General features: G+C 68.9%; 21 protein-coding genes. 14 read left to right on the plus strand and 7 right to left on the minus strand.

The window, feature by feature from the left end; translation table 11 throughout:
* The first annotated feature begins 1 nt into the window (after position 1).
* From V6S02_RS05425 to V6S02_RS05450, 6 genes are all read left to right on the plus strand, one after another.
* Entirely contained in the window at positions 2 to 628 is a 627-nt protein-coding gene (locus V6S02_RS05425; protein WP_124293070.1) for a superoxide dismutase, read from the plus strand.
* A gap of 111 nt (positions 629 to 739) precedes the next feature.
* On the plus strand, positions 740 to 1,750 hold the full coding sequence (gene gap, locus V6S02_RS05430) for a type I glyceraldehyde-3-phosphate dehydrogenase (protein WP_124293071.1): 1,011 nt from the start codon (positions 740 to 742) through the stop codon (positions 1,748 to 1,750).
* Between the two features lie 8 nt (positions 1,751 to 1,758).
* Positions 1,759 to 2,976 carry a phosphoglycerate kinase gene (locus V6S02_RS05435; RefSeq protein ID WP_336400139.1) on the plus strand — a complete coding sequence of 406 codons (1,218 nt, stop codon included), beginning with the start codon at positions 1,759 to 1,761 and terminating at the stop codon, positions 2,974 to 2,976.
* A complete protein-coding gene (gene tpiA / locus V6S02_RS05440) occupies positions 2,973 to 3,782 on the plus strand; it encodes a triose-phosphate isomerase (RefSeq protein WP_336400140.1) in 810 nt (269 codons plus the stop codon). The genes V6S02_RS05435 and tpiA overlap by 4 nt, the downstream gene beginning before the upstream one ends.
* Before the next feature lie 73 nt (positions 3,783 to 3,855).
* On the plus strand, positions 3,856 to 4,104 hold the full coding sequence (gene secG / locus V6S02_RS05445) for a preprotein translocase subunit SecG (RefSeq protein ID WP_124293074.1): 249 nt from the start codon (positions 3,856 to 3,858) through the stop codon (positions 4,102 to 4,104).
* Between the two features lie 3 nt (positions 4,105 to 4,107).
* Positions 4,108 to 4,461, plus strand: coding sequence for an RNA polymerase-binding protein RbpA (locus tag V6S02_RS05450; RefSeq protein ID WP_124293075.1), 354 nt, complete (start codon positions 4,108 to 4,110; stop codon positions 4,459 to 4,461).
* A gap of 28 nt (positions 4,462 to 4,489) precedes the next feature.
* On the opposite strand, the gene pgl is transcribed toward V6S02_RS05450, so the two are convergent.
* From pgl to tkt, 6 genes are read right to left on the minus strand one after another with little or no spacing between them, the layout of a single operon-like run.
* Complete coding sequence (pgl, locus tag V6S02_RS05455; protein ID WP_336400141.1) at positions 4,490 to 5,263, minus strand: 6-phosphogluconolactonase; 774 nt, start codon at positions 5,261 to 5,263, stop codon at positions 4,490 to 4,492.
* On the minus strand, positions 5,256 to 6,209 hold the full coding sequence (locus tag V6S02_RS05460; RefSeq protein ID WP_336400142.1) for a glucose-6-phosphate dehydrogenase assembly protein OpcA: 954 nt from the start codon (positions 6,207 to 6,209) through the stop codon (positions 5,256 to 5,258). The genes pgl and V6S02_RS05460 overlap by 8 nt, the downstream gene beginning before the upstream one ends.
* Positions 6,206 to 7,798 carry a glucose-6-phosphate dehydrogenase gene (gene zwf / locus V6S02_RS05465; RefSeq protein ID WP_124293078.1) on the minus strand — a complete coding sequence of 531 codons (1,593 nt, stop codon included), beginning with the start codon at positions 7,796 to 7,798 and terminating at the stop codon, positions 6,206 to 6,208. The genes V6S02_RS05460 and zwf overlap by 4 nt, the downstream gene beginning before the upstream one ends.
* 7 nt (positions 7,799 to 7,805) lie before the next feature.
* The gene (locus tag V6S02_RS05470) at positions 7,806 to 9,428 is read right to left on the minus strand and encodes a glucose-6-phosphate isomerase (protein ID WP_124293079.1); all 1,623 of its coding nucleotides are present in this window, start codon (positions 9,426 to 9,428) and stop codon (positions 7,806 to 7,808) included.
* Positions 9,425 to 10,555, minus strand: coding sequence for a transaldolase (gene tal / locus V6S02_RS05475; protein ID WP_336400143.1), 1,131 nt, complete (start codon positions 10,553 to 10,555; stop codon positions 9,425 to 9,427). The genes V6S02_RS05470 and tal overlap by 4 nt, the downstream gene beginning before the upstream one ends.
* Before the next feature lie 50 nt (positions 10,556 to 10,605).
* Entirely contained in the window at positions 10,606 to 12,711 is a 2,106-nt protein-coding gene (gene tkt, locus V6S02_RS05480) for a transketolase (RefSeq protein WP_336400144.1), read from the minus strand.
* A 258-nt stretch (positions 12,712 to 12,969) separates the two neighbouring features.
* On the opposite strand from tkt, the gene V6S02_RS05485 reads away from it, so the two are divergent.
* A complete protein-coding gene (locus tag V6S02_RS05485; RefSeq protein ID WP_124293082.1) occupies positions 12,970 to 13,896 on the plus strand; it encodes a heme o synthase in 927 nt (308 codons plus the stop codon).
* 334 nt (positions 13,897 to 14,230) lie between these two features.
* Here V6S02_RS05485 and V6S02_RS05490 read toward each other — a convergent pair whose 3' ends face one another.
* Positions 14,231 to 15,328: a COX15/CtaA family protein gene (locus V6S02_RS05490; RefSeq protein ID WP_336400145.1), complete on the minus strand. Its 1,098-nt coding sequence runs from the start codon at positions 15,326 to 15,328 to the stop codon at positions 14,231 to 14,233.
* Between the two features lie 292 nt (positions 15,329 to 15,620).
* On the opposite strand from V6S02_RS05490, the gene sufB reads away from it, so the two are divergent.
* Genes sufB through V6S02_RS05525 form a run of 7 tightly spaced genes read left to right on the plus strand, consistent with a single transcriptional unit; the run spans position 15,621 to position 22,221 of the window.
* Positions 15,621 to 17,039 carry a Fe-S cluster assembly protein SufB gene (gene sufB, locus V6S02_RS05495; RefSeq protein WP_124293084.1) on the plus strand — a complete coding sequence of 473 codons (1,419 nt, stop codon included), beginning with the start codon at positions 15,621 to 15,623 and terminating at the stop codon, positions 17,037 to 17,039.
* On the plus strand, positions 17,040 to 18,230 hold the full coding sequence (gene sufD / locus V6S02_RS05500) for a Fe-S cluster assembly protein SufD (protein ID WP_336400146.1): 1,191 nt from the start codon (positions 17,040 to 17,042) through the stop codon (positions 18,228 to 18,230). It abuts the gene before it with no gap.
* Positions 18,227 to 18,553, plus strand: a complete 327-nt coding sequence (locus tag V6S02_RS05505) for a non-heme iron oxygenase ferredoxin subunit (RefSeq protein WP_141938248.1) — start codon at positions 18,227 to 18,229, stop codon at positions 18,551 to 18,553. Before sufD ends, V6S02_RS05505 begins: the two co-directional genes overlap by 4 nt.
* Positions 18,553 to 19,323: a Fe-S cluster assembly ATPase SufC gene (sufC, locus tag V6S02_RS05510; RefSeq protein ID WP_124293087.1), complete on the plus strand. Its 771-nt coding sequence runs from the start codon at positions 18,553 to 18,555 to the stop codon at positions 19,321 to 19,323. Before V6S02_RS05505 ends, sufC begins: the two co-directional genes overlap by 1 nt.
* Before the next feature lie 24 nt (positions 19,324 to 19,347).
* On the plus strand, positions 19,348 to 19,677 hold the full coding sequence (locus V6S02_RS05515) for a metal-sulfur cluster assembly factor (RefSeq protein ID WP_124293088.1): 330 nt from the start codon (positions 19,348 to 19,350) through the stop codon (positions 19,675 to 19,677).
* A gap of 7 nt (positions 19,678 to 19,684) precedes the next feature.
* Complete coding sequence (locus V6S02_RS05520; RefSeq protein ID WP_336400147.1) at positions 19,685 to 20,836, plus strand: MalY/PatB family protein; 1,152 nt, start codon at positions 19,685 to 19,687, stop codon at positions 20,834 to 20,836.
* A complete protein-coding gene (locus tag V6S02_RS05525; RefSeq protein ID WP_336400148.1) occupies positions 20,833 to 22,221 on the plus strand; it encodes an MFS transporter in 1,389 nt (462 codons plus the stop codon). The genes V6S02_RS05520 and V6S02_RS05525 overlap by 4 nt, the downstream gene beginning before the upstream one ends.
* Positions 22,222 to 22,232: the final 11 nt, after the last annotated feature.

Raw genomic sequence — 22,232 nt, forward strand, 5'->3', positions numbered from 1 at the left:
TATGGCGAAGTACACCTTGCCCGACCTCCCCTACGACTACGCCGCGCTGGAGCCGCACATCAGCGGCAAGATCATGCAGCTGCATCACGACAAGCACCACCAGGCGTACGTCACCGGTGCGAACACCGCGCTCGAGCAGCTCGCCGAGGCGCGTGAGAGCGGCAACCTCGCGAACGTGAACAAGCTCGAGAAGGATCTGGCGTTCAACCTCGGCGGACACGTCAATCACTCCATCTTCTGGACCAACCTCTCGCCCGAGGGCGGCGGACAGCCCGAGGGCGAGCTCGCCGCCGCGATCGCGGAGTTCTTCGGCTCGTTCGAGAAGTTCCAGGCCCACTTCACCGCCGCCGCGACCGGCATCCAGGGCTCGGGTTGGGCGGTTCTCAGCTGGGACCCGATCGGCGAGCAGCTGATCATCCAGCAGCTCTTCGACCAGCAGGCCAACACCGCCCAGGGGACGGTGCCGATCTTCCAGCTGGACATGTGGGAGCACGCCTTCTACCTCGACTACCTGAACGTCAAGGCCGACTACGTCAAGGCGGTGTGGAACATCGCCAACTGGCAGAACGTCGCCCAGCGCCTCGACGCCGCCCGTGAGAAGACCTCGGGCCTGCTGGTACTGTCATAGCAAGCGCGGCGTCCCAGCGGGATCGCCCGCTGGGACGCCGTTGTTCCATTCCTTTCCTCACCTTCGCAACCCCTCGCGCTCGCGCGCACGACACAACAGGAGTCCTCTCTCGTGGCTGTCAAGATCGGAATCAACGGCTTCGGCCGCATCGGACGCAACTACCTTCGCGCGGCTCTCGCGCAGGGCGCTGACATCGACATCGTCGCGGTCAACGACCTCACCGACAACAAGACCCTCGCGCACCTGCTGAAGTACGACTCCGTCGGAGGCGTGCTCGACGCCGAGGTCTCGTACACCGAGGATTCCATCACCGTCGGCGACAAGACCATCAAGGTCTTCGAGGAGCGCGATCCCGCCAACCTGCCCTGGGGCGAGCTGGGTGTCGACATCGTCATCGAGTCCACCGGGCGCTTCACCAAGGCGGAGGACGCCAAGAAGCACATCGCCGGCGGTGCCAAGAAGGTTCTCATCTCGGCCCCTGCCACCGGTGACGACGCCACCATCGTCATGGGTGTGAACGAAGAGACCTACGATCCGGCGACGGACGTCATCATCTCCAACGCCTCGTGCACCACCAACTGTCTCGCACCGCTCGCGAAGGTCTTCAACGACGCGTTCGGCATCGAGCGCGGCTTCATGATGACCGCGCACGCCTACACCGCCGACCAGAACCTCCAGGACGGCCCGCACGGCGACCTGCGGCGCGCACGAGGTGCCGCCATCAACATCGTCCCGGCCTCGACCGGGGCTGCCAAGGCCATCGGGCTGGTCCTGCCCGAGCTCAACGGCAAGCTGAGCGGCTCGTCCTACCGCGTTCCCGTTCCCACCGGGTCCATCGTCGACCTGACGATCGTCACCCCCACCGAGGGGCTCACGGTCGACCAGATCAACGCCGCCTACAAGGCCGCGGCTGCCGAGGGGCGCCTCGAGGGAATCCTGGAGTACACGGAGGACCCGATCGTCTCCAGCGACATCCAGGGCAACCCGCACTCGTCGATCTTCGACGCGGAGCTGACCAACGTCAGCGGCAACCTCGTGAAGGTCTCCGCCTGGTACGACAACGAGTGGGGCTACTCCAACCGCCTGGTTGACCTCACCGAGTACGTGGCCGAGCGTCTCTGAGTCGACGGATGGCACTGCGTACCCTCGGGTCCCTCGGCCCGCTGGCCGGCAAGCGCGTCCTCGTCCGCTGTGATCTGAACGTCCCCCTGCGGGACGGTCGCATCACCGACGACGGCCGCGTGCGCGCCTCGCTTCCGACCCTGAACGCGCTCATCGATCAGGGTGCCCGCGTGGTGGTCTGCTCCCACCTCGGTCGTCCCGACGGCGCTCCCGACCAGAAGTACAGTCTCGCGCCGGTGGCCCAGCGCCTGTCGGAGCTGCTCGGCAAGCCCGTCGCCTTCGCGCGCGACACGGTGGGGGAGTCGGCTCACGAGGCGGTCGCCGCCCTGGAGGACGGCGACGTGGCGGTGCTGGAGAACCTGCGTTTCCAGCCGGGGGAGACGGCGAAGGATGACGCGGAGCGTCGCGCGTTCGCCGCGGAGCTCGCCGGTCTCGCCGACGCCTTCGTCTCCGACGGGTTCGGCGTCGTCCATCGCAAGCAGGCCAGCGTGTTCGATGTCGCGGATCTGCTGCCGCGGGCAGCGGGGCTCCTCATCGAGAAGGAGCTCGACGTCCTCGACCGCCTCACCGAGAATCCCGAGCGGCCGTACACCGTCGTCCTCGGCGGCTCGAAGGTCAGCGACAAGCTGGGCGTCATCGAGCATCTCCTGCCGCGGGTGGACCGGCTCCTGGTCGGCGGCGGGATGATGTTCACGTTCCTCGCCGCCGAGGGTCACTCCGTGGGTAAGAGCCTCCTCGAGGAGGACCAGCTCGACACCGTCCGCCGCTACGTCGAGGACGCCCGCACCCGCGGCGTCGAGCTGGTGCTTCCGGTCGACGCGGTGGTCGCCGCCTCGTTCGCCGCCGACGCCGACCACGTCGTCGCCCCCGTGTCGGCTCTGGAGGAGACGCCTTTCGGTGCCGACGGCCTGGGCCTGGACATCGGCCCCGACACCGCCGCGCTCTTCGCCGACCTCGTCGCCGACAGCCGCACCGTCTTCTGGAACGGCCCGATGGGCGTGTTCGAGATGCCCGCCTTCGCCGCCGGCACCCGCCGTGTCGCCGAGGCGCTGACCAAGGTCTCCGGACTCAGCGTGGTCGGGGGCGGCGACTCGGCGGCCGCGGTGCGGCAGCTCGGCTTCGCCGACGAGCGATTCGGCCACATCTCCACCGGAGGTGGCGCGAGCCTCGAATTCCTCGAGGGAAAGAAACTCCCCGGACTGGAGGTCCTCGGATGGCAGGCGTGAGTACTGATTCGACTGCGTCGCAGGCCAGGCGCACCCCGTTCATCGCCGGCAACTGGAAGATGAACCTCGACCACCTGCAGGCGGTCGCCTTCGTGCAGAAGCTGCACTGGACCCTTAAGGATGCCGGCCACGAGACCGGCAGCGTCGAGGTGGGCCTGTTCCCGCCGTTCACCGATCTCCGCACGGTGCAGACGCTCGTCGATGCCGACAAGATCCCGTTCGCCCTCGGCGCTCAGGACCTCTCCGCACACGACTCCGGTGCTTACACGGGTGAGATCTCCGGCACGTTCCTGGCGAAGCTCGAGTGCCGATACGTCATCATCGGTCACTCCGAGCGTCGGCTGTACCACGGCGAGACGGACGAGATCGTCGCCTCGAAGGTCGCCGCGGCCCTGCGTCACGGGCTCGTGCCCGTCATCTGCGTGGGCGAGACGGCGGAAGATCTCGAGACGCACGGTGCCAGCGCCGTGCCGGTGGCTCAAGTGGAGAAGGCGCTCGCGGGTCTCGCGCAGGGGAGCGAGGTCGTCGTGGCCTACGAGCCCGTCTGGGCGATCGGATCCGGCCAGGCGGCGACCCCCGAACAGGCCCAGGAGGTCTGCGCGAAGCTGCGCGCCGTGGTCGGTGCATCGCTCGGAGAGGAGGCGGCCCTGCGCACGCGTGTGCTGTACGGCGGCTCGGTCAAGTCCGGCAACATCGCCCGCTTCATGCGCGAGCCCGATGTCGACGGTGCGCTCGTCGGGGGAGCCAGCCTCGTCGTGGATGAGTTCGCCGCCATCATCCGGTACCAGAAGCACGTCGGAGTCTGACCTCGGCGGCAACCCGACCTATACTTGACCCCTGTGCGGTTCGCCCGGACCGCGCTGAAAGGCCACTACGACTGTGCAGATCCTCGAGTTCGTCCTGCAGGTGCTCCTCGGCATCACGAGCCTCCTGCTGACCCTCCTCATCCTCCTTCACAAGGGACGCGGTGGGGGACTCTCCGACATGTTCGGGGGAGGGATGACGTCGGCTCTGGGGTCGTCGGGCCTTGCCGAGCGCAACTTGAACCGCTTCACGGTGGTCCTCGCTCTGGCGTGGTTCGCCTCCATCGTGGCCCTCGGCCTCATCACCAAGTTCCAGGGACTGTAAGACATGGCAACCGGAGGAAATGCGATCCGCGGCACCCGAGTGGGTGCCGGCCCGATGGGCGAGCAGGATCACGGGTATCACGCAGAACGCATCGCCGTCTCGTATTGGGACGCGCTGGGCAACGAGACGGTTCGGTACTTCGCCGCGGGAATCCCCGATGAGGAGATTCCCGACACGATCGACTCGCCGCACTCCGGTCTTCCGGCCGGACGTGATCGAGAGAACCCGCCGGCCGTGGCCAAGACCGAACCGTACAAGACGCACCTGGCGTACGTGAAGGAGCGTCGCACCGAGGAAGAGGCCGACGCCCTCCTCGAGGACGCGCTGAACCAGCTCCGCGAGCGTCGCGGCCAGTAGACCTGCGCCGTCGGCCGTGCCGGGGCTCTCAGTAGTCCTGGTCGATCAGCTCAGGTGGCACCTGGGCTGCGGCTGCCTGGTCGACGAAGAACACCGTGCGCCGGGTGCCCTTCGCACCCGCGGCGGGCACGCTGGGGTAGCTCGCCCCTGCGAGAGCGAGACCGAGCGCCGACGCCTTGTCAGCACCTGACAGCACGAGCCAGACCCGCTGTGACGAGTTGATCACCGGTCGGGTGAAGGTGAGCCGCTGCGACGGCGGCTTGGGGGAGTCGCGCACGGCGACCACCGATGCGTCGGTGACGAGGATCTCGGGGCGGTCGGGGAAGAGCGATGCGATGTGACCGTCGGGTCCGACGCCGAGGAAGCTGATGTCGAACGTCGGCCAGTGCGGATGATCCGACGTCCCGTACCGCGCGAGCTCGGCGGCGTACGCGGCCGCGGCTTCGTCGAGGTCCAGACCCTCGTCACTGGCCGGAGCGGCGTGGATGTGCGCATCCGGAAGAGCGTTCAGCAGCGCCTCCCTGCTCTGACGCTCGTTGCGCTCGGGGTGGAACCGTCGCACGAAACGCTCGTCGCTCCACCAGAAGTGCACCCGCGTCCAGTCGATGGGGTACCGAGGAGCCTGCGCGGCGGCGGCACGCAGCACGGCCGCCCCGCTGACGCCACCCGTCAAAGCGACATGGACGTCTCGGGAGGCCGACTTCTTGGCGACCCGGGTGAGGAAACGCTCGGCGACGGAGTCGGCCAGCGCGGCAGCGTCGGAGGTGATGACGACGCGCTTCTCGCCGGACGAATCAGTCATGTGTCTCCTGCGTCGTAGGCGGATCGAGAAGCGCCCAGCCCTCGGTGATCACTCGACCGTACAGGACATCGGGGTCGAGGCGACGCAGCTCCTCGGCGAGGCACTCCCGCAGGCTCCGCCGGGGGAACGCGAGGTCGTGCTGGGGCTGACCGGGCTGTGTGAGCAGCGCCACGGCAGGACTCGGTCGCTCGAGGACGACGTCACCGCTTTCACGCACGAGGGTCACCGACTTGATGCCGTGCGGCCACTCCGCGGTGGGGAGGTAGCCCCAGTCGACGGGCACATCGAGGGCGAGACGCAGCCACGCGGCCAGGAGCGCCGTGGAGGGCGAGTCTGACGCGCCGCGGACGGTGATGCTCGTGACATTCTCGAACGGCGGCTGATCGAGGATCGCTGCCAGCTGTTCCCGCCACCGGGTGAGGCGGGTCCACGCGAGGTCGGTGTCTCCTGGCCGGTACTTCTCGCCGAGGGAGGCGACCCACGCCGACGGATCGGGTTTGGTCGCGGCATCCGTGATCCGTCGCTGAGCGATCTTTCCGATCGAGGTCTGCGAGGGGATGTCGGGGGTGTCATCCGGCCACCACACCACGACCGGCGCGTCCGGGAGCAGGAGCCCCGTGACAAGGCTCTCGAGATTGGTCGAGCCCGCCTCGCCGAGGGCGTGGAGGGTCACGACCTCGCTGGCACCGGCGTCGCCGCCGACGCGGATCTGCGCGTCCAGCCGCGGCGGGGAGTGTTCGCCATTCGTCATCACGACGATGACGCGCATCGGATGCTCGCGCGAGGCGGCGTTGGCGACGTCGATGACGTCTTCCTGCGCGCCCTGCTGGGTGACGATGATGAGCGTCAGGACGCGTCCGAGCGCGACCGCGCCGCCCTCCTCCCGGACGTTGACGAGGGCGCGCGAGATCTTGCTGACAGTGGTGTCGGGCAGATCGACGATCATGGACGCCTCCAGGTGCGGCCGTCGCGGGCGAGCATCGCCTCGGCGGATTCCGGGCCCCAGGAGCCCGGGGAATACTGCTCGAGCGGTCCCTCCTGAGCGGCCCAGAACTGTTCGATGGGATCGAGGATCCGCCACGACAGTTCCACCTCCTCGTGCCGCGGGAACAGCGGCGGGTCACCCAGCAGGACGTCGAGGATGAGGCGTTCGTACGCCTCCGGGCTCGCCTCGGTGAAGGCGTGGCCGTAGCCGAAGTCCATCGTGACGTCTCGGACCTGCAGGCCCGCGCCCGGCACCTTCGACCCGAACCGGATGGTCACGCCCTCATCGGGCTGCACCCGGATCACCAGGGCGTTCTGACCGAGCCCCGAGGTCTGGTTGCGCGAGAACAGCAGTTCGGGTGCGCGTTTGAACACCACCGCGATCTCCGTGACGCGGCGTCCGAGACGTTTTCCGGTGCGCAGGTAGAACGGCACCCCCGCCCACCGACGCGTGTTGACCTCGAGGGTGATGGCGGCGTAGGTCTCGGTGGTGGACTCGGGGTTCATCCCCTCCTCCTCCAGGAATCCGAGAACCCGTTCGCCACCCTGCCAGCCTCCGGCGTACTGACCGCGCGCGGTGGAGCGGGCCAGGTCTTCGGGCAGGGTCACCGCGGCGAGCACCTTCTCCTTCTCCGCGCGCAGATGCTGGGCGTCGAACGAGATCGGCTCCTCCATCGCGGTGAGTGCGAGGAGCTGCAGGAGGTGGTTCTGGATGACGTCGCGCGCGGCGCCGATCCCGTCGTAGTAGCCGGCGCGACCGCCCACGCCGATGTCTTCGGCCATGGTGATCTGCACGTGATCGACGTAGTTGCGATTCCAGATGGGTTCGTACAGCTCGTTGGCGAACCGCAGGGCGAGGATGTTCTGGACGGTCTCTTTGCCCAGGTAGTGGTCGATCCGGAAGATCGAGTCGGTCGGAAACGCGCTTCGCAACGCGTCGTTCAGAGCCTGCGCCGAGGCCAGATCGTGTCCGAAGGGTTTCTCGATCACCACGCGCCGCCACCGTTCGGGGCGGTCGGCGGTGTCGTCGACGAGTCCCGATGCCTTCAGCTGCTCGGCGACGATCGGGAAGTCCTTCGGCGGGATCGAGAGGTAGAACGCATGGTTGCCCATCGTTCCCCGCTCGGCGTCGAGCTGGTCCACCGTCTCGCGCAGGCGTCGGAACGCGTCGGCGTCGCCGAATTCGCCCGAGACGAACCGGATGCCTTCCAGCAGCTGCGCCCAGGTCTCCTCACGGAATTCGGTGCGGGCGTTCGCGCGCACCGCGTCGTAGACGACCTGGGCGAAGTCCTGGTCCTCCCAGTCGCGGCGGGCGAAACCGACGAGTGCGAACCCCGGAGGAAGGAGCCCGCGGTTCGCGAGGTCGTACACCGCGGGCATCAGCTTCTTGCGGGAGAGGTCACCGGTCACGCCGAAGATCACCAGGGCGCTCGGCCCCGCGATACGGTTCAAGCGCCGGTCTTCAGGGTCGCGGAGGGGGTTGCGTCCGCGGGAGATCTCGACACCCGACGCTGCTGCGCCGCTGCTCGATCCGGGGATCTCGTCGGTCATGAACGTCCTACTGGGCGGCTTCGAACAGGGAGAGGACCTCGGCCTGCGGGTCGGTCAGCGTGAGCGTCACGACCGGGCGGCCGTGACCGTCAGCCAGGACGCTGGCGTCACCGGCGGCCTGTGCCTGGATCAGCTGGCCGAAGGTGAAGGGGCGACCGGGGATCTCGAGGTCGACATCGGTCTGCTCGAGGATCTGCAGGTACACGCCCGTCGCGGGCCCGCCCTTGTGGTACTGACCCGTCGAGTGCAGGAACCGCGGACCCCAGCCGAAGGTGGTCGGGCGACCGGAGTCGGCGGCGACGAGCTCGCGGAGACCCTGGAGCTGCGGAAGGTCGAGTCGGTTGACGTACGCCTGGATCGAGACGTAGCCGTCGGCCGGAAGCTGCGCCCACAGGGCATCGAGCACGCCGGCGACGGTTCCTGATGCCGCGAGCGCCGGGTCGGAGACCCGCACCTCCACGCCGTCGAGGGTGAAGGCGGGTGCCGAGGGCTCCGGGCGGGCATCGAGCAGACCGCGGGCGGCGGTCTTGGCCGACTCCACGTCGGGCTGATCGAAGGGGTTGATCCCCAGCATCCGTCCTGCGATGGCCGTGGCGTACTCCCACACCATGAACTGGGCGCCGAGCGAACCGCTGACGAGGATCTCGCCCTCGTGACGCTCACGCAGATGGAAGGCCCCCGCCTCGTCGACCAGCCGCACGATCTGCAGGTCGTCGGGCCGGGAGTCCAGCTCAGGGGAGACAGGGAGGAGCACGACCGGGAGGATGCCGGTGCCCTGCTTGCCGGTCGATTCGGCGATGAGCTGTTCGATCCAGTCGGGGAGCCCGACGATGTGGGTTCCGTCGGTGACCAGGCCCAGCTTGTCGCGTCTCGGGGTTCCCCCGGCGATCGCCGCGGCCAGGATGAGCGCGGGATTCTCGGGACTGTCGACGGCGACTTCGAGAAGGGTGGCCTCGGCCTCGTCGAGCAGCTCGCCGATGTCCACGCCCGCCAGTCCCGCGGGCACGAGGCCGAAGGCGGTCAGCGCCGAGTAGCGACCACCGACCTCGGGGTCGGCGTTGAAGACGCGGTAGCCGTCGGCGCGCCCGGACTGATCCAGCGGCGAGCCGGGGTCGGTGACGATGACGATCCGCTCGGTCGGGTCGATCCCGAGGTCGCGGAAGGCCGCCTCGAAGGTGCGCTTGGCCGAGTCGGTCTCGACGGTCGACCCCGACTTCGAGGACACCACGAGCACGGTCTGCGAGAGGCCGCCGGCCTCGCTGTCGCCGTCGATCGCAGCGAGCACCTGGCCGGGAGCGGTGGAGTCGAGGATCACCAGGGGTACCCCCGAGGTCTGGGCGATCACCTCGGGAGCGAGGGACGATCCTCCCATTCCCGCGAGGACCACGCGGGTGACTCCCCGCGAGCGCAACTCGTCGCGGAGAGCCACGATCTCGGCGACGAGCGGACGCGACACCGACACCGCCTGCACCCAGCCGAGGCGCTTGGATGCCTCGGACTCCGCATCCGGACCCCACAGCGACGCATCGCCGGCGGTGATCCCCGACGCGACGAGGCTGGCGACCAGCCCCGGGAGCGTCTCGTCGACGACGGACTTGACACGCCCCGAGACGTGGATGTCGAAGCTCACTGAGCCGCCTCCTCGACGCTGGCGGGCGCCGCCTCGAGAGCCGCGGCGACCGTTCCCTGCAGCTCGTGCCAGGAGGCGATGAACTTCTCCACACCCTCCTTCTCCAGCACATCGGTGACGTCGTCGAAGTCGACGCCGACGGCCTTCAGCTGATCGAAGACCGCATGTGCATCGGCGTAGTTGCCGGTGACGGTGTCGCCGGTCACGTCACCATGGTCGAAGGTCGCCTCGAGCGTCTTCTCCGGCATCGTGTTCACGGTGCCGGGCGCGACGAGCTCGGTCACGTAGAGGGTGTCGGGAAGGGCCGGATCCTTGACGCCGGTCGACGCCCAGAGGGGGCGCTGGACGCGGGCTCCGGCCTCGATGAGCGCCGTCGCGCGGTCGGTGGCGAACTCCCGCTCGTAGAGTTCGTACGCCAGACGGGCGTTGGCCACGCCGGCACGGGACTTCAGCGCCCGTGCCTCATCGGTGCCGATCGACTCGAGGCGCTTGTCGACCTCGGTGTCCACGCGCGACACGAAGAACGACGCGACGGAGTGGATGGCGGAGATGTCGTGCCCGGCCTCCCGTGCCTTCTCGATGCCCGAGAGGTAGGCGTCGATGACGGCGGCGTACCGCTCGAGGCTGAAGATGAGGGTGACGTTGACCGAGATCCCCTCCGCGAGCACCTCGGTGATCGCGGGGAGACCCGCGAGGGTCGCAGGGATCTTGATGTGGACGTTCGGGCGGTCCACCCGGGCCCAGAGCTTCCTCGCCTCGGCGACCGTCGCAGCGGTGTCGTGCGCGAGGTCGGGCGAGACCTCGATCGAGACGCGGCCGTCGACCCCGTCGGTGGCGTCGAAGACCGGCCGCAGGATGTCGGCGGCCGAGCGGACGTCATCCGTCGTGATCTCGAAGATGGTGCGATCGACGTCTGCTCCGTCGGCGGAGAGCGCCGTGACCTGCGCCTCGTAGTCCTCGCCCTTGGCGAGGGCGCCGGCGAAGATCGTCGGATTGGTGGTGACGCCGCTGACGTTGCGGCTGTCGATCAGGCCGGCCAGGTTGCCGGATTCGATGCGCTGGCGGGACAGGTCGTCCAGCCAGATGCTGACGCCCTCTTCGACAAGACGTGCGGTGGGGGTGGTCATCAGGATCTCCTCAGTGCCTCGGGGGCTCAAGAGCGCGGTGGCTCGGTTGATCAGTGGGCGGCGGCCGTGGCCGCGATGGTCTCGCGGGCCGCCTCGACGACGGCCTCGGCGGTGATGCCGAACTTCTCGAACAGCGTCTTGTAGTCGGCCGACGCGCCGAAGTGCTCGATCGACACCGAGCGCCCACGATCGCCGACGATGCCGCGCCAGGGCAGCGCGATGCCCGCCTCGACCGAGACCCGCGCGCTCACGGCGGAGGGGAGCACCAATTCGCGGTAGGCCTCGTCCTGCTCGGCGAACCACTCCAGCGACGGAGCCGACACGACGCGGGCGTTCACGCCCTCGCCCCGCAGCGTCTCGCGCGCGGCCACGGCCAGCTGCACCTCGGAGCCCGTCGCGATCAGGATCACGTCGGGGCGTCCGTCAGGAGCCTCGGCCAGGACGTAGGCGCCTCGGGCCGCGCCGTCAGCCGAGGCGAAGGTCTCGCCGGAGGCATCGCCCTCGCCCCGCTCGAACACCGGGATGTTCTGACGGGTGAGCGCCAGGCCCGCAGGGCCGGCGTGTCGGCGGAGCAGCTCCAGCCACACCACGGCGGTCTCGTTGGCGTCGGCCGGGCGGACCAGCGTGAAATTGGGGATGGCGCGCAGCGCGGCGAGCTGCTCGATCGGCTGGTGCGTGGGACCGTCCTCGCCGAGCGCGACGGAGTCGTGGGTCCACACGAACAGTGACGGGATGTTCATCAGGGCCGCCAGGCGCACCGACGGGCGCATGTAGTCGCTGAAGATGAGAAACGTTCCGCCGAAGGCGCGGGTCGGTCCGTGGAGCACGATGCCGTTGATGATCGCGCCCATCGCGTGCTCGCGGATTCCGAAGTGCAGCACGCGGCCGTACGGGTCACCCGACCACTCATGCGTGGACCAGACCTCGGGGATGAAGGACTTCGCGTCCTTGATCGTCGTGAGGTTCGACTCGGCGAGATCGGCGGAGCCGCCCCAGAGCTCGGGAAGCTGCGCGGCCAGGGCGTTGATGACCTGACCGGAGGCCGCGCGGGTGGAGACGTCCTTGCCGGCGGCGAAGACGGGCAGCGCGTCGCGGATGTCACCGGGGAGCTCCCGCGCCTGAATGCGGTCCCAGAGGGCCTTGCGCTCGGGGTGGGCTGCGGCCCAGGCGTCGAACTTCTCCTGCCACGCGGCGCGCGCCGCCGCGCCCCGCTCTCGAAGGGAGCGGGTGTGCGCGAGCACGTCGTCCGGCACCTCGAACGTCTCGTCCGGGTTCCAGCCGAGCACCTCTTTTGTGGCGCGCAGTTCGTCGGCGCCCAGGGCCGAGCCGTGGATCTTGCCGGTGTTCTGCTTGCCGGGGGAGGGCCAGCCGATGATGGTCTTCAGGATGATGATCGACGGCCGGTCGGTCTCGCCCTTGGCCTGCTCGATCGCCTCGTACAGCGCGGCGGCGTCTTCGACGTACTGCCCGGTCTTCTTCCAGTCGACCGTCTGCACGTGCCATCCGTATGACTCGTAGCGCTTCGCGACGTCTTCGGTGAAAGCGACGTTGGTGTCGTCCTCGATCGAGATCTGATTGGAGTCGTAGATGACGACGAGGTTGCCGAGGTTCTGGTGCCCGGCCAGCGACGACGCCTCGGAGGTGACACCCTCCTGGAGGTCACCGTCGGAGGCGATGACGTAGATGTGGTGGTCGAACGGGGATTCGCCTGCCGGGGTCTCGGGGTCGAACAGCCCGCGCTCGAAGCGCTGCGCATAGGCGAAGCCGACCGAAGAGGCGAGGCCCTGCCCGAGCGGACCGGTGGTGATCTCCACGCCGTCGGTGTGACCGAACTCGGGGTGACCCGGGGTCTTCGACCCCCAGGTTCGCAGCGCCTTCAGATCGTCGAGCTCGAGGCCGAAACCGCCGAGGTAGAGCTGCACGTACTGCGTCAGCGAGCTGTGGCCGGCGGAGAGGATGAAACGGTCACGGCCGGGCCAGTGCGTCTCGGCCGGATCGTGGTTCATCACCCGCTGGTAGAGAAGGTACGCCGCCGGGGCGAGGCTCATCGCGGTGCCGGGATGACCGTTGCCGACCTTTTCCACGGCGTCCGCCGCCAGGACTCGGGCGGTGTCCACCGCGCGTCGATCGATCTCTTCCCACCGCAGTGCCGACACCCGGGCCGCCTTTCTCGAAGGTGCGTCCCGACGGCAGGCAATCCACGGCGAAGACCGGTGAGGTACAGGGGATTGGGCGCGGGGCGCGCGTGTGGCTTCAGCATAGCGAAGCGGCACATCCGGGCGAGCGACTGTGACAGGTCGCGACGAGCCGTTGACATCCCTCGGTCTTCGCGATAGAAACCTCGCGCCGGACGGAGCCCGCGCGCCATGACCTAGACTCGGAGGGGACTTTCTCGAGGCTCGCAACGGGGGACGATGGACATCTCAACGGCCGCCGGTGGCGCGATCACGCGCCACCGCCCGTCTCCGGGTCGTACCGTCCGTGCGTACATCGCGCTGACCAAGCCGCGCGTCCTCGAGCTGCTGCTGGTCACCACGGTGCCGGTGATGATCCTCGCGCAGAACGGACTGCCGAACCTCTGGCTCGTCCTCGCGACCGTGATCGGCGGTTCGTTGAGCGCCGGATCGGCCGCGGCGTTCAACATGTACCTCGACCGCGACATCGACGCCCATATGCAGCGCACCGAGAACCGTCCCCTGGTGACGGGGGAGGTCACCCCACGAGGGGCGCTGGTGTTCGCCTGGTCGCTCGCCGTGGCATCCACCCTCTGGCTCCTGCTGACGACCAATCCGCTCGCCGCCGGCCTGTCGGCGGGCGCGATCTTCTTCTACGTCGTCGTCTACACGATGATCCTCAAGCGCCGCACCGAGCAGAACATCGTCTGGGGCGGCATCGCCGGGTGCTTCCCGGTGCTGATCGGATGGACCGCGGTGACGGGGTCGCTGTCGTGGACGCCGTTCGTGCTGTTCCTGCTGGTGTTCCTGTGGACGCCGCCGCACTACTGGCCGCTGTCGATGAAGTACCGCGGCGACTACGCGGAGGTCGACGTGCCGATGCTCGGCGCGACCCGCACCGGCTCGCAGGTCGGGCTGCAGGTGATCCTCTACGCCTGGGCGACCGTGGCGTGCTCGCTGCTGCTGATCCCCGTCGCCGGGATGGGACTCGTGTACACCGTGTCGGCCGTGGTGTTCGGCGGCTGGTTCATCTACGAGTCGCACCGCCTGTACAACCGAGCGGTGCGTGGCACTGAGCCGCGACCGATGCGCGTCTTCCACGCGTCGATCTCGTACCTCACCCTGCTGTTCGTCGCGATCGCCGTCGACCCGCTCCTGCCCTTCTGACGCGGCGCGGCCCTGCTTCTCATCGGCGCCGCGCGTCAGTACCGCGGGGATCGAGCGTGCCACGGTTCGACGAGGCGGATCCGACCGGGCGGCGGGAGATCACCGCGACTGCTGCGCGCGCGTTCGCTCCTGCTGGACGAAGGGGTGAGCCGACACGCGTTGAGGACCGCGCGGGACGAGGGACTGCGGGACGGTGACGCGGAGATCTTCCTTCGCGCGGTCGCCCTCGACCGATGCGTCCGAGGTTCGGCGAATCGCCGAGGAAGGGACGGAGGAAAGCGCGGGGCGAATGAACGGGGAGCGCGACCGCGAAGGACGAAGGGCGCAGCGGGGATCAGGCGCCGACGCCGGCGCGAGCCTCCGACGCGTCACGCGTGACGACGGGCACGCCGCCTGTCACCGGCCGGGTCAGGTGCAGCACCACCGCGGTCATGGCGGCCGCGGTGAGCGCGGCGAGGACCATGTGGATGCCCACCGCGAGGATCGGCAGACCGTTCCGGGCCTGGAAGAGACCCACGGCGATCTGGACCAGTTCCGACCCGAGCAGGATGATGCTCCATCGAGCGAGGAGCGGGGTTCGGTCTCGTTGCCGCCATGCGCCGATGACAAGGGCGATCGTCAGAGCGAACAGCACGTAGCTGGGCCAGGCGTGGATGTGTTCGAGGAGCTCGGCGTCGAATCCGCTCCTGCCGGCGTCGGCATCGCCCGAATGCGGGCCGGCCCCGGTGGTCAGGATGCCGAAGACGATCGTGACGATCAGGGCTGCGACCGCCGCTCTGGTCGTCCAGCGCAACCACTCGGGGACGGCGGATTCGCGAGGCAGATCGGGTCGGTTCATCCGGACGAGGAAGGCCGCGGTGACGCACACGAGGACGACGGAGACGACGTAGTGGAAGCCGACGATGAAGGGGTTCAGACCCGTCAGCACCGTGATCCCCCCGACGAGAGCCTGCGCGACGACACCGATCAGCACCACCCAGGCCAACAGCACGAGGTCGCGTCGCGCCGAAGTCGTGCGGACGGAGCGGATCGCGGCCGCGATCACCGCGGCGAGCAGGACGCCGTTGGCGAGGGGTCCCGCCGGGATGTCGAGCGCGATGCCGAGCGCCACGGCCGCTCCGGCCCCCGCGATTCCGCCGGCAGCGAACCACAGGGTCGGGCCGAGAGCCCTGCGACCGCCGGTTCGGAGCACGATCAGAATGACGACGGCGAGCGCGAGGATCCCCACCACGCCGGTGAGCGTGCGGTTCCCGAACTCGATCACGCCGTGGATCCCCATCTCGGGGGTGGGGACGATCGAATCGGCGGTACACCGCGGCCAGGTGGGGCAGCCGAGCCCCGAGCCGGTCAGCCGGACAGCCCCGCCGGTGCCGATGATGAGGACCTCGGCGACGAATGACAGCCACGCGAAGACGCGGAGCGGACGACTCATCCCCTCAGGCGCCCGGCGCGGGCGAGTCGACACGGGCGCGAGCGCGGACATGCGGGGACCTCCTGGGTCGGATGCCGCCGGGCACCCGGCGCGGGCCGGGGGGAAGGCGGAACCTGTAGAATCGAAGGGTTCGGTCGCGCGCCCTCGGGCGCAACCCCTTCTGAACAGTTTAGGCGTCCAGCGCGACGCCAGGAGCGGGTCGACCCCGCGACAATCCCTGCCGTTTCTCCCCGAGGCAGGGGGAATGTCGGAACGGAGAAATCCGTTGGGGCCCCGAGAGGAGAGTGTGACGATGTCGGATGTACTGATCGATCGCCCGGAGCTCGAAGGCCTGGGGGTGTACGAATTCGGATGGCACGACACAGACGCCGCCGGAGCGAGCGCCCGCCGTGGCATCAGCGAGGCGGTGGTGCGCGACATCTCCGCGATGAAGAACGAACCCGAATGGATGCTCAAGAACCGCCTCAAGGGGTTCCAGCTGTTCGGGCGCAAGCCCATGCCCACGTGGGGTGCCGACCTGTCGGAGATCGACTTCGACAACATCAAGTACTTCGTGCGCTCCACGGAGAAGCAGGCACAGTCCTGGGAGGACCTCCCCGAGGACATCAAGAACACCTACGAGCGACTCGGCATCCCCGAGGCCGAGCGGGCGCGTCTGGTCGCCGGCGTCGCGGCGCAGTACGAGTCCGAGGTCGTCTACCACCAGATCCAGGAGGATCTGGAGCGCCAGGGCGTCATCTTCATGGACACCGACACCGCGCTGAAGGAGCACCCCGAGTTCTTCGAGGAGTACTTCGGCACCGTGATCCCCGCCGGTGACAACAAGTTCGCCGCGCTGAACACCGCCGTGTGGTCGGGAGGCTCCTTCGTCTACGTCCCCAAGGGCGTGCACGTCGACATCCCCCTCCAGGCGTACTTCCGCATCAACACCGAGAACATGGGGCAGTTCGAGCGGACGCTGATCATCGCCGACGAGGGGTCGTACGTCCACTACATCGAGGGCTGCACCGCCCCGATCTACAAGAGCGACTCCCTGCACTCGGCCGTGGTCGAGATCATCGTGAAGAAGAACGCCCGCGTGCGCTACACGACGATCCAGAACTGGTCGAACAACGTCTACAACCTCGTCACCAAGCGTGCTGTCGCCCACGAGGGCGCCACGATGGAATGGGTCGACGGGAACATCGGCTCCAAGGTGACGATGAAGTACCCGTCGATCTTCCTGGTCGGCGAGCACGCCAAGGGCGAGACGCTCTCGGTCGCCTTCGCCGGTCCCGGTCAGCACCAGGACGCCGGCGCGAAGATGATCCACATGGCGCCGTACACCCAGTCGTCGATCGTGTCGAAGTCGATCGCCCGGGGCGGCGGTCGCGCCGGCTACCGCGGCGAGGTGAGGGTGGACGCCAATGCGCACCACTCCGCCAACACGGTGCGCTGCGATGCGCTGCTGGTCGACACGATCTCGCGATCCGACACCTACCCGGCGATCGACATCCGGGTCGACGACGTGCAGCTCGGTCACGAAGCGACGGTGTCGAAGGTCAGCGAGGAGCAGCTGTTCTACCTCATGAGCCGCGGTCTCCCCGAGGACGAGGCGATGGCCATGATCGTCCGCGGGTTCATCGAGCCCATCGCCCGTGAGCTGCCGATGGAGTACGCGATGGAACTGAACAAGCTCATCGAGATGGGCATGGAAGGCAGCGTCGGCTGAATGAGTTCCACCACGCAGGCACCCGTCGCGGTGCCGGGATCCACAGCGCACACCGACGGGGGGTGGGGCCTGGCTCCCATCCAGACCCGCTCCGAGCGTCCGCAGTCCTACGATCCGGCTGACTTCGGCGTCCCGACCGGGCGAGAGGTCAACTGGAAGCACACCCCGATCGAGCGTCTTGCGCCGCTGTGGCCGACGGATGACGCGGCGGCACGGCCGACGGGCATCACCGTCGGCGAGCACGTCGGTGTGACGGTCGACACCCTCGCCCCGGGTTCCGCGCCGCGCGGCGAGGTGTTCACGCCCGAGGACTACCCGGCGGCGCTGGCCTGGGTGCGCACGCCCGAAGCGACGCGCATCCGGCTGCGGTCGGGCGCCGAGCTGACCGAACCGGTCATCGTCGACGTCGTCGCCGATGCGGCGGCCACGTTCTCGCACCTCGTCATCGAGGCCGAACCGCACGCTCGCGGCACTGTGCTGCTGCGCCACGCCGGGCCCGCCCTCCTCGCCCAAAACGTCGAGATCATCGTCCGTGACGGCGCCGCCCTGACGGTCGTGTCGGTCCAGCGCTGGGACGACGACGCCGTCCACGCGGCGGCGCACCAGGCCCGTGTCGAGCGCGACGGCTCGCTGACGCATGTGGTGGTGAGCCTCGGCGGCTCGGTCGTCCGGGTGAACCCGTCCGTCGAACTGGCAGGCGCGGGGTCTCGTGCGCAGCTCTACGGCGTGTCGTTCTCGGACGCGGGCCAGCACCTCGAGAGCCAGGTCTACCTCCACCACAAGGGCCCGCACACGGTGGGAGATGTGCTCTACAAGGGCGCCCTCCAGGGTGAGAGCGCCCGGAGCGTCTGGATCGGCGACGTGCTCATCGGTCGCGACGCCGTGGGAACGGACTCGTACGAGGCGAACCGCAACCTCGTCCTCACCGACGGTGCCCGCGCCGATTCCATCCCCAACCTCGAGATCGAGACCGGAGACATCGCCGGCGCCGGTCACGCCAGCGCCACCGGGCGCTTCGACGACGAGCAGCTGTTCTACCTGCAGGCCCGGGGCATCCCCGAGGCGGAGGCACGGCGGCTGGTCGTCCTGGGCTTCCTCGGCGAGATCGTCCAGCGCATCGGCATCCCGACGCTGGAAGAGGAGCTGATCGCGGCCATCGAGCGCGAACTCGAGGAAGGAGCGGCCGCGTGAGCGCGACCCGCGTCTGCGCCCTCAGCGACCTCGAGCAGGACTCCGCCCTGCGTGTGGAGGTCGACGGAGTGGCCATCGCCGTCGTCCTCGACGCCGCCGGCGAGGTCCACGCCATCGGCGACACCTGCACGCACGGCGACATCTCGCTCGCCGAGGGCTTCGTCGACGGTGACACTCTGGAGTGCTGGGCCCATGGCTCGGCGTTCTCGCTGCGCACCGGCAAACCCCTCAACCTCCCCGCATACGAACCCGTCCCGGTCTTCGAAGTGACCATCGACGGCGACGACGTGCTCATCGACCCGAATGTGAAGAAGGACATCTGATGACTGTGCTCGAGATCCGCGACCTCCATGTCACGGTCGAGACCGACGCCGGGACCACCCCGATCCTCAACGGCGTGACCCTGACCGTCCGTACCGGCGAGACCCACGCGATCATGGGGCCCAACGGCTCCGGCAAGTCGACGCTGGCGTACACCATCGCCGGGCACCCGAAGTACACCGTCACGAGCGGATCGATCACCCTCGACGGCGAAGACGTGCTGGAGATGTCGGTCGACGAGCGGGCGCGCGCGGGGCTCTTCCTCGCCATGCAGTACCCGGTCGAGATCCCCGGTGTCACGGTGACCAACTTCCTGCGCACCGCCAAGACCGCGATCGACGGCGAGGCGCCGGCCATCCGGACGTGGACGAAGGACGTCAAGGCGTCCATGAAGAGCCTCCGCATCGATCCGAAGTTCGCCCAGCGCAACGTCAACGAGGGATTCTCCGGCGGCGAGAAGAAGCGTCACGAGATCCTTCAGCTCGAGCTGCTGAAGCCGCAGATCGCCGTGCTCGACGAGACCGACTCCGGTCTCGACGTCGATGCGCTGAAGATCGTCTCCGAGGGTGTCAACCGCGCCAAGGAGGACACCGATCTCGGCGTGCTCCTCATCACGCACTACACCCGCATCCTCCGCTACATCCGCCCCGACTTCGTCCACGTGATGGTCAACGGCCGCATCGCGGAAGAGGGCGGCCCCGAACTCGCGGAGCGCCTGGAGGAAGAGGGCTACGACCGCTTCATCGGCGATGAGACGCCGGTCGACGCCTGAGATGACCCCGCGTAGGATGCAGCCATGACCGCGACGCTCAGCCCGGAGAAGTTCGACGAGGTCACCGAAGCCCTGAAGGACGTGATGGACCCCGAACTGGGGATCAATGTCGTCGACCTGGGTCTCATCTACGACCTCGCATGGGATGACGAGAACGATGCCCTTGTCATCCACATGACCCTCACGTCGGCTGGGTGCCCGCTGACCGACGTCCTCGAGGAGCAGACCGCTCAGGCGTTGGACGAGGTCGTCGAGCGCTTCCGCATCAACTGGGTGTGGATGCCGCCGTGGGGCCCCGAGCGGATCACCGACGACGGGCGCGACATGATGCGCGCGCTCGGCTTCGCGATCTGACGCAGGGGTGCAGCCCCTCGAGGCCCTTCCGCTGGCCGATCTGCGGGAGCGATCCAGTGCGAAATGGCGGGCGTACCCCGCTGACGTGCTGCCGCTCTTCGTCGCCGAGACCGACTTCGCGCTGGCTCCGGCGATCTCGGCCCGGTTGCGCCGCGCCGTCGAGCTCGGGGATACCGGCTACACCGCGCCGGGGTCGGGCGTCCGCGAAGCGTACGCCGGATTCGCGGGGCGGCGCTTCGGCTGGCATCCGGATCCCGCCCTCATGCGGACCACGTGCGATGTGATGATGGGGGTCGTCGAGATCCTGCGTCAGGTCACCCGCCCGGGCGACCGGGTGATCGTCATGCCGCCCGTCTACCCGCCCTTCTTCGACGCGGTGGCCGAGGCCGGCGCCGTGGTCTCGCGCGTCCCTCTCGTCGAGGGACCGGAGGGGCCGGAGATCGACCTCGCCGGTGTCGATGCGGCTCTCGCGGCGGGCGCCCGGGCGGTCTTGCTGTGCCACCCGCACAACCCCACCGGGACCGTGCACCAGCGACGAACCCTGGAGCGCCTGGCCGAGCTCGCCGCCGCCCACGATGCCGTCGTCCTGAGCGACGAGATCCACGCTCCTCTGGCGCAACCCGAAGCCGGGTTCGTGCCGTTCCTGGCGGTCTCCGACACAGCAGCGTCGGTCGGCTTCGCCCTGGTGAGCGCCAGCAAGGCGTTCAATCTCGCGGGTCTGAAGTGCGCGATCATGGTCGCCGCAACCCCCGAACGCTTCGGAACCCTCCGATCGCTCCCTGTCGAGGTCGAATGGCGCACGGGCATCTTCGGTGCGCATGCGGCGATCGCGGCGTTCGCCGACAGCGACGAGTGGCTGGGCGCGCTCCTGGCTCGGCTCGACGTCAATCGCCGACTCCTCGACGATCTCCTCGCCTCCCACCTCCCTCTCGCCCGCTTCCGCATTCCTCCCGCGGGATACCTCGGGTGGGTCGATCTGAGCGCGTACGAATGGGGGGATGACCCGGGGCGGCGCATTCTCCGGGAGGCACGCGTCGCGTTCCACTTCGGTCCGCAGTTCGGTGCGGAGGGTCGCGGACACGTGCGGATCAACTTCGGCTGCGATCCCGACGTGCTGCGCGAGGCCGTGGCGCGGGTCGGTGCCCTCGCACGCGCATGACCTCCTCTCGCGCTCCGGTCGACGTCGCACCCTCGTCCGTCTGGGGTCCGCCGTTCCTCTGGGTGACCGTCGGTGCGGTCGCCCTGATCTTCCTCGCGGCGACGCAGGCGCTCGCGGTGACCACGGTGATGCCGGTGGTCAGCGCCGACCTCGACGGCGACCGCCTCTATGCCGTCGCTTTCGCCGGGACCCTCGCAACCAGTGTCATCGGCATGGTGGCGGCGGGTGCCTGGTGCGACCGGGGCGGTGTGCTGGCGCCTCTCAGCACTGCGGTGGGACTGTTCGTGATCGGTCTTCTGATCGCCGGGCTGGCGCCCAGCATGCCTGCTCTCGTCGCCGGACGACTCGTGCAGGGTCTCGGAACCGGCGGGCAGACGGTCGCCCTGTACGTCGTCGTCGCGCGGGTGTACCCCGGGACCGTCCACGGACGCGTCTTCGCGGCCTTCTCGGCAGCCTGGGTCGTCCCTTCGCTCATCGGCCCCTTCCTGGCCGGAGCCGTCGCGGAGTTCCTGCACTGGCGCTGGGTGTTCCTGGGGGTGGCGGTGCTCACCATCGTCGCGTACCTGCTCGTGGTGGCGCGTCTGCACGGCCTGCCGCTGCACACCGACGAACCGGCCACGGCGCGGGTCGGGCCGCGGCTCGCGTGCGCGTTCGTCGTCGCCATCGGCGCGCTCGGACTCAGCCTGGCCGGCGAACTCGGCAGATGGGCGTGGCTTGCGGTCATCGCCTCGGTCGTCGTCGTCGCGCTCGCAGCGCGTCCGCTCCTGCCGCCCGGCGCTCTGCGCGCCGCCCGCGGGCTGCCCAGTGTGGTCCTGATGCGCGGGCTCATCGCGGGAGCGCTGTTCGGGGCCGAGATCTACATCCCCTACCTGCTCATCGACGATTACGGCTTCTCGCCGACCTGGGCTGGTCTGGGGCTCACGGCGGCCGCGTTGGCGTGGGCGGGCGCGGCGGAGGTGCAGGGCCGTATCGGAGACCGCCTCGGCAACACCCGCATCACCGTCATCGGCACCGCGCTGCTGGTCGCCTCGCTCCTCATCGCGGTGGCGACGGCGCTGCTGAGCCTCACCCCCGCGGTCCTCGTCGCCGGATGGAGCCTCGCGGGCGCCGGAATGGGATTGATGTACCCGCGACTGACAGTGCTGACGCTGGCGTATTCGACACCGCAGAATCAGGGATTCAACTCCTCGGCGCTGTCGATCTCGGACGCCGTCGGCTCGGCGTCATCCATCGCGGTGATGGGGCTTGTCTTCACGCTGCTGACGGGGACGGATGCCGGGTTCCCGGCCGTCTTCGTGATCGGCACGCTTCTCGCACTCGCCGCGCTGGTCCCGGGCCTCCGCCTCGGCCACGCACACGAGGCGCGATCGACGACCGTGGCCTGAGACCCGCGCCG

This window comes from Microbacterium sp. CCNWLW134, assembly GCF_037083565.1.
GTDB lineage: Bacteria > Actinomycetota > Actinomycetes > Actinomycetales > Microbacteriaceae > Microbacterium.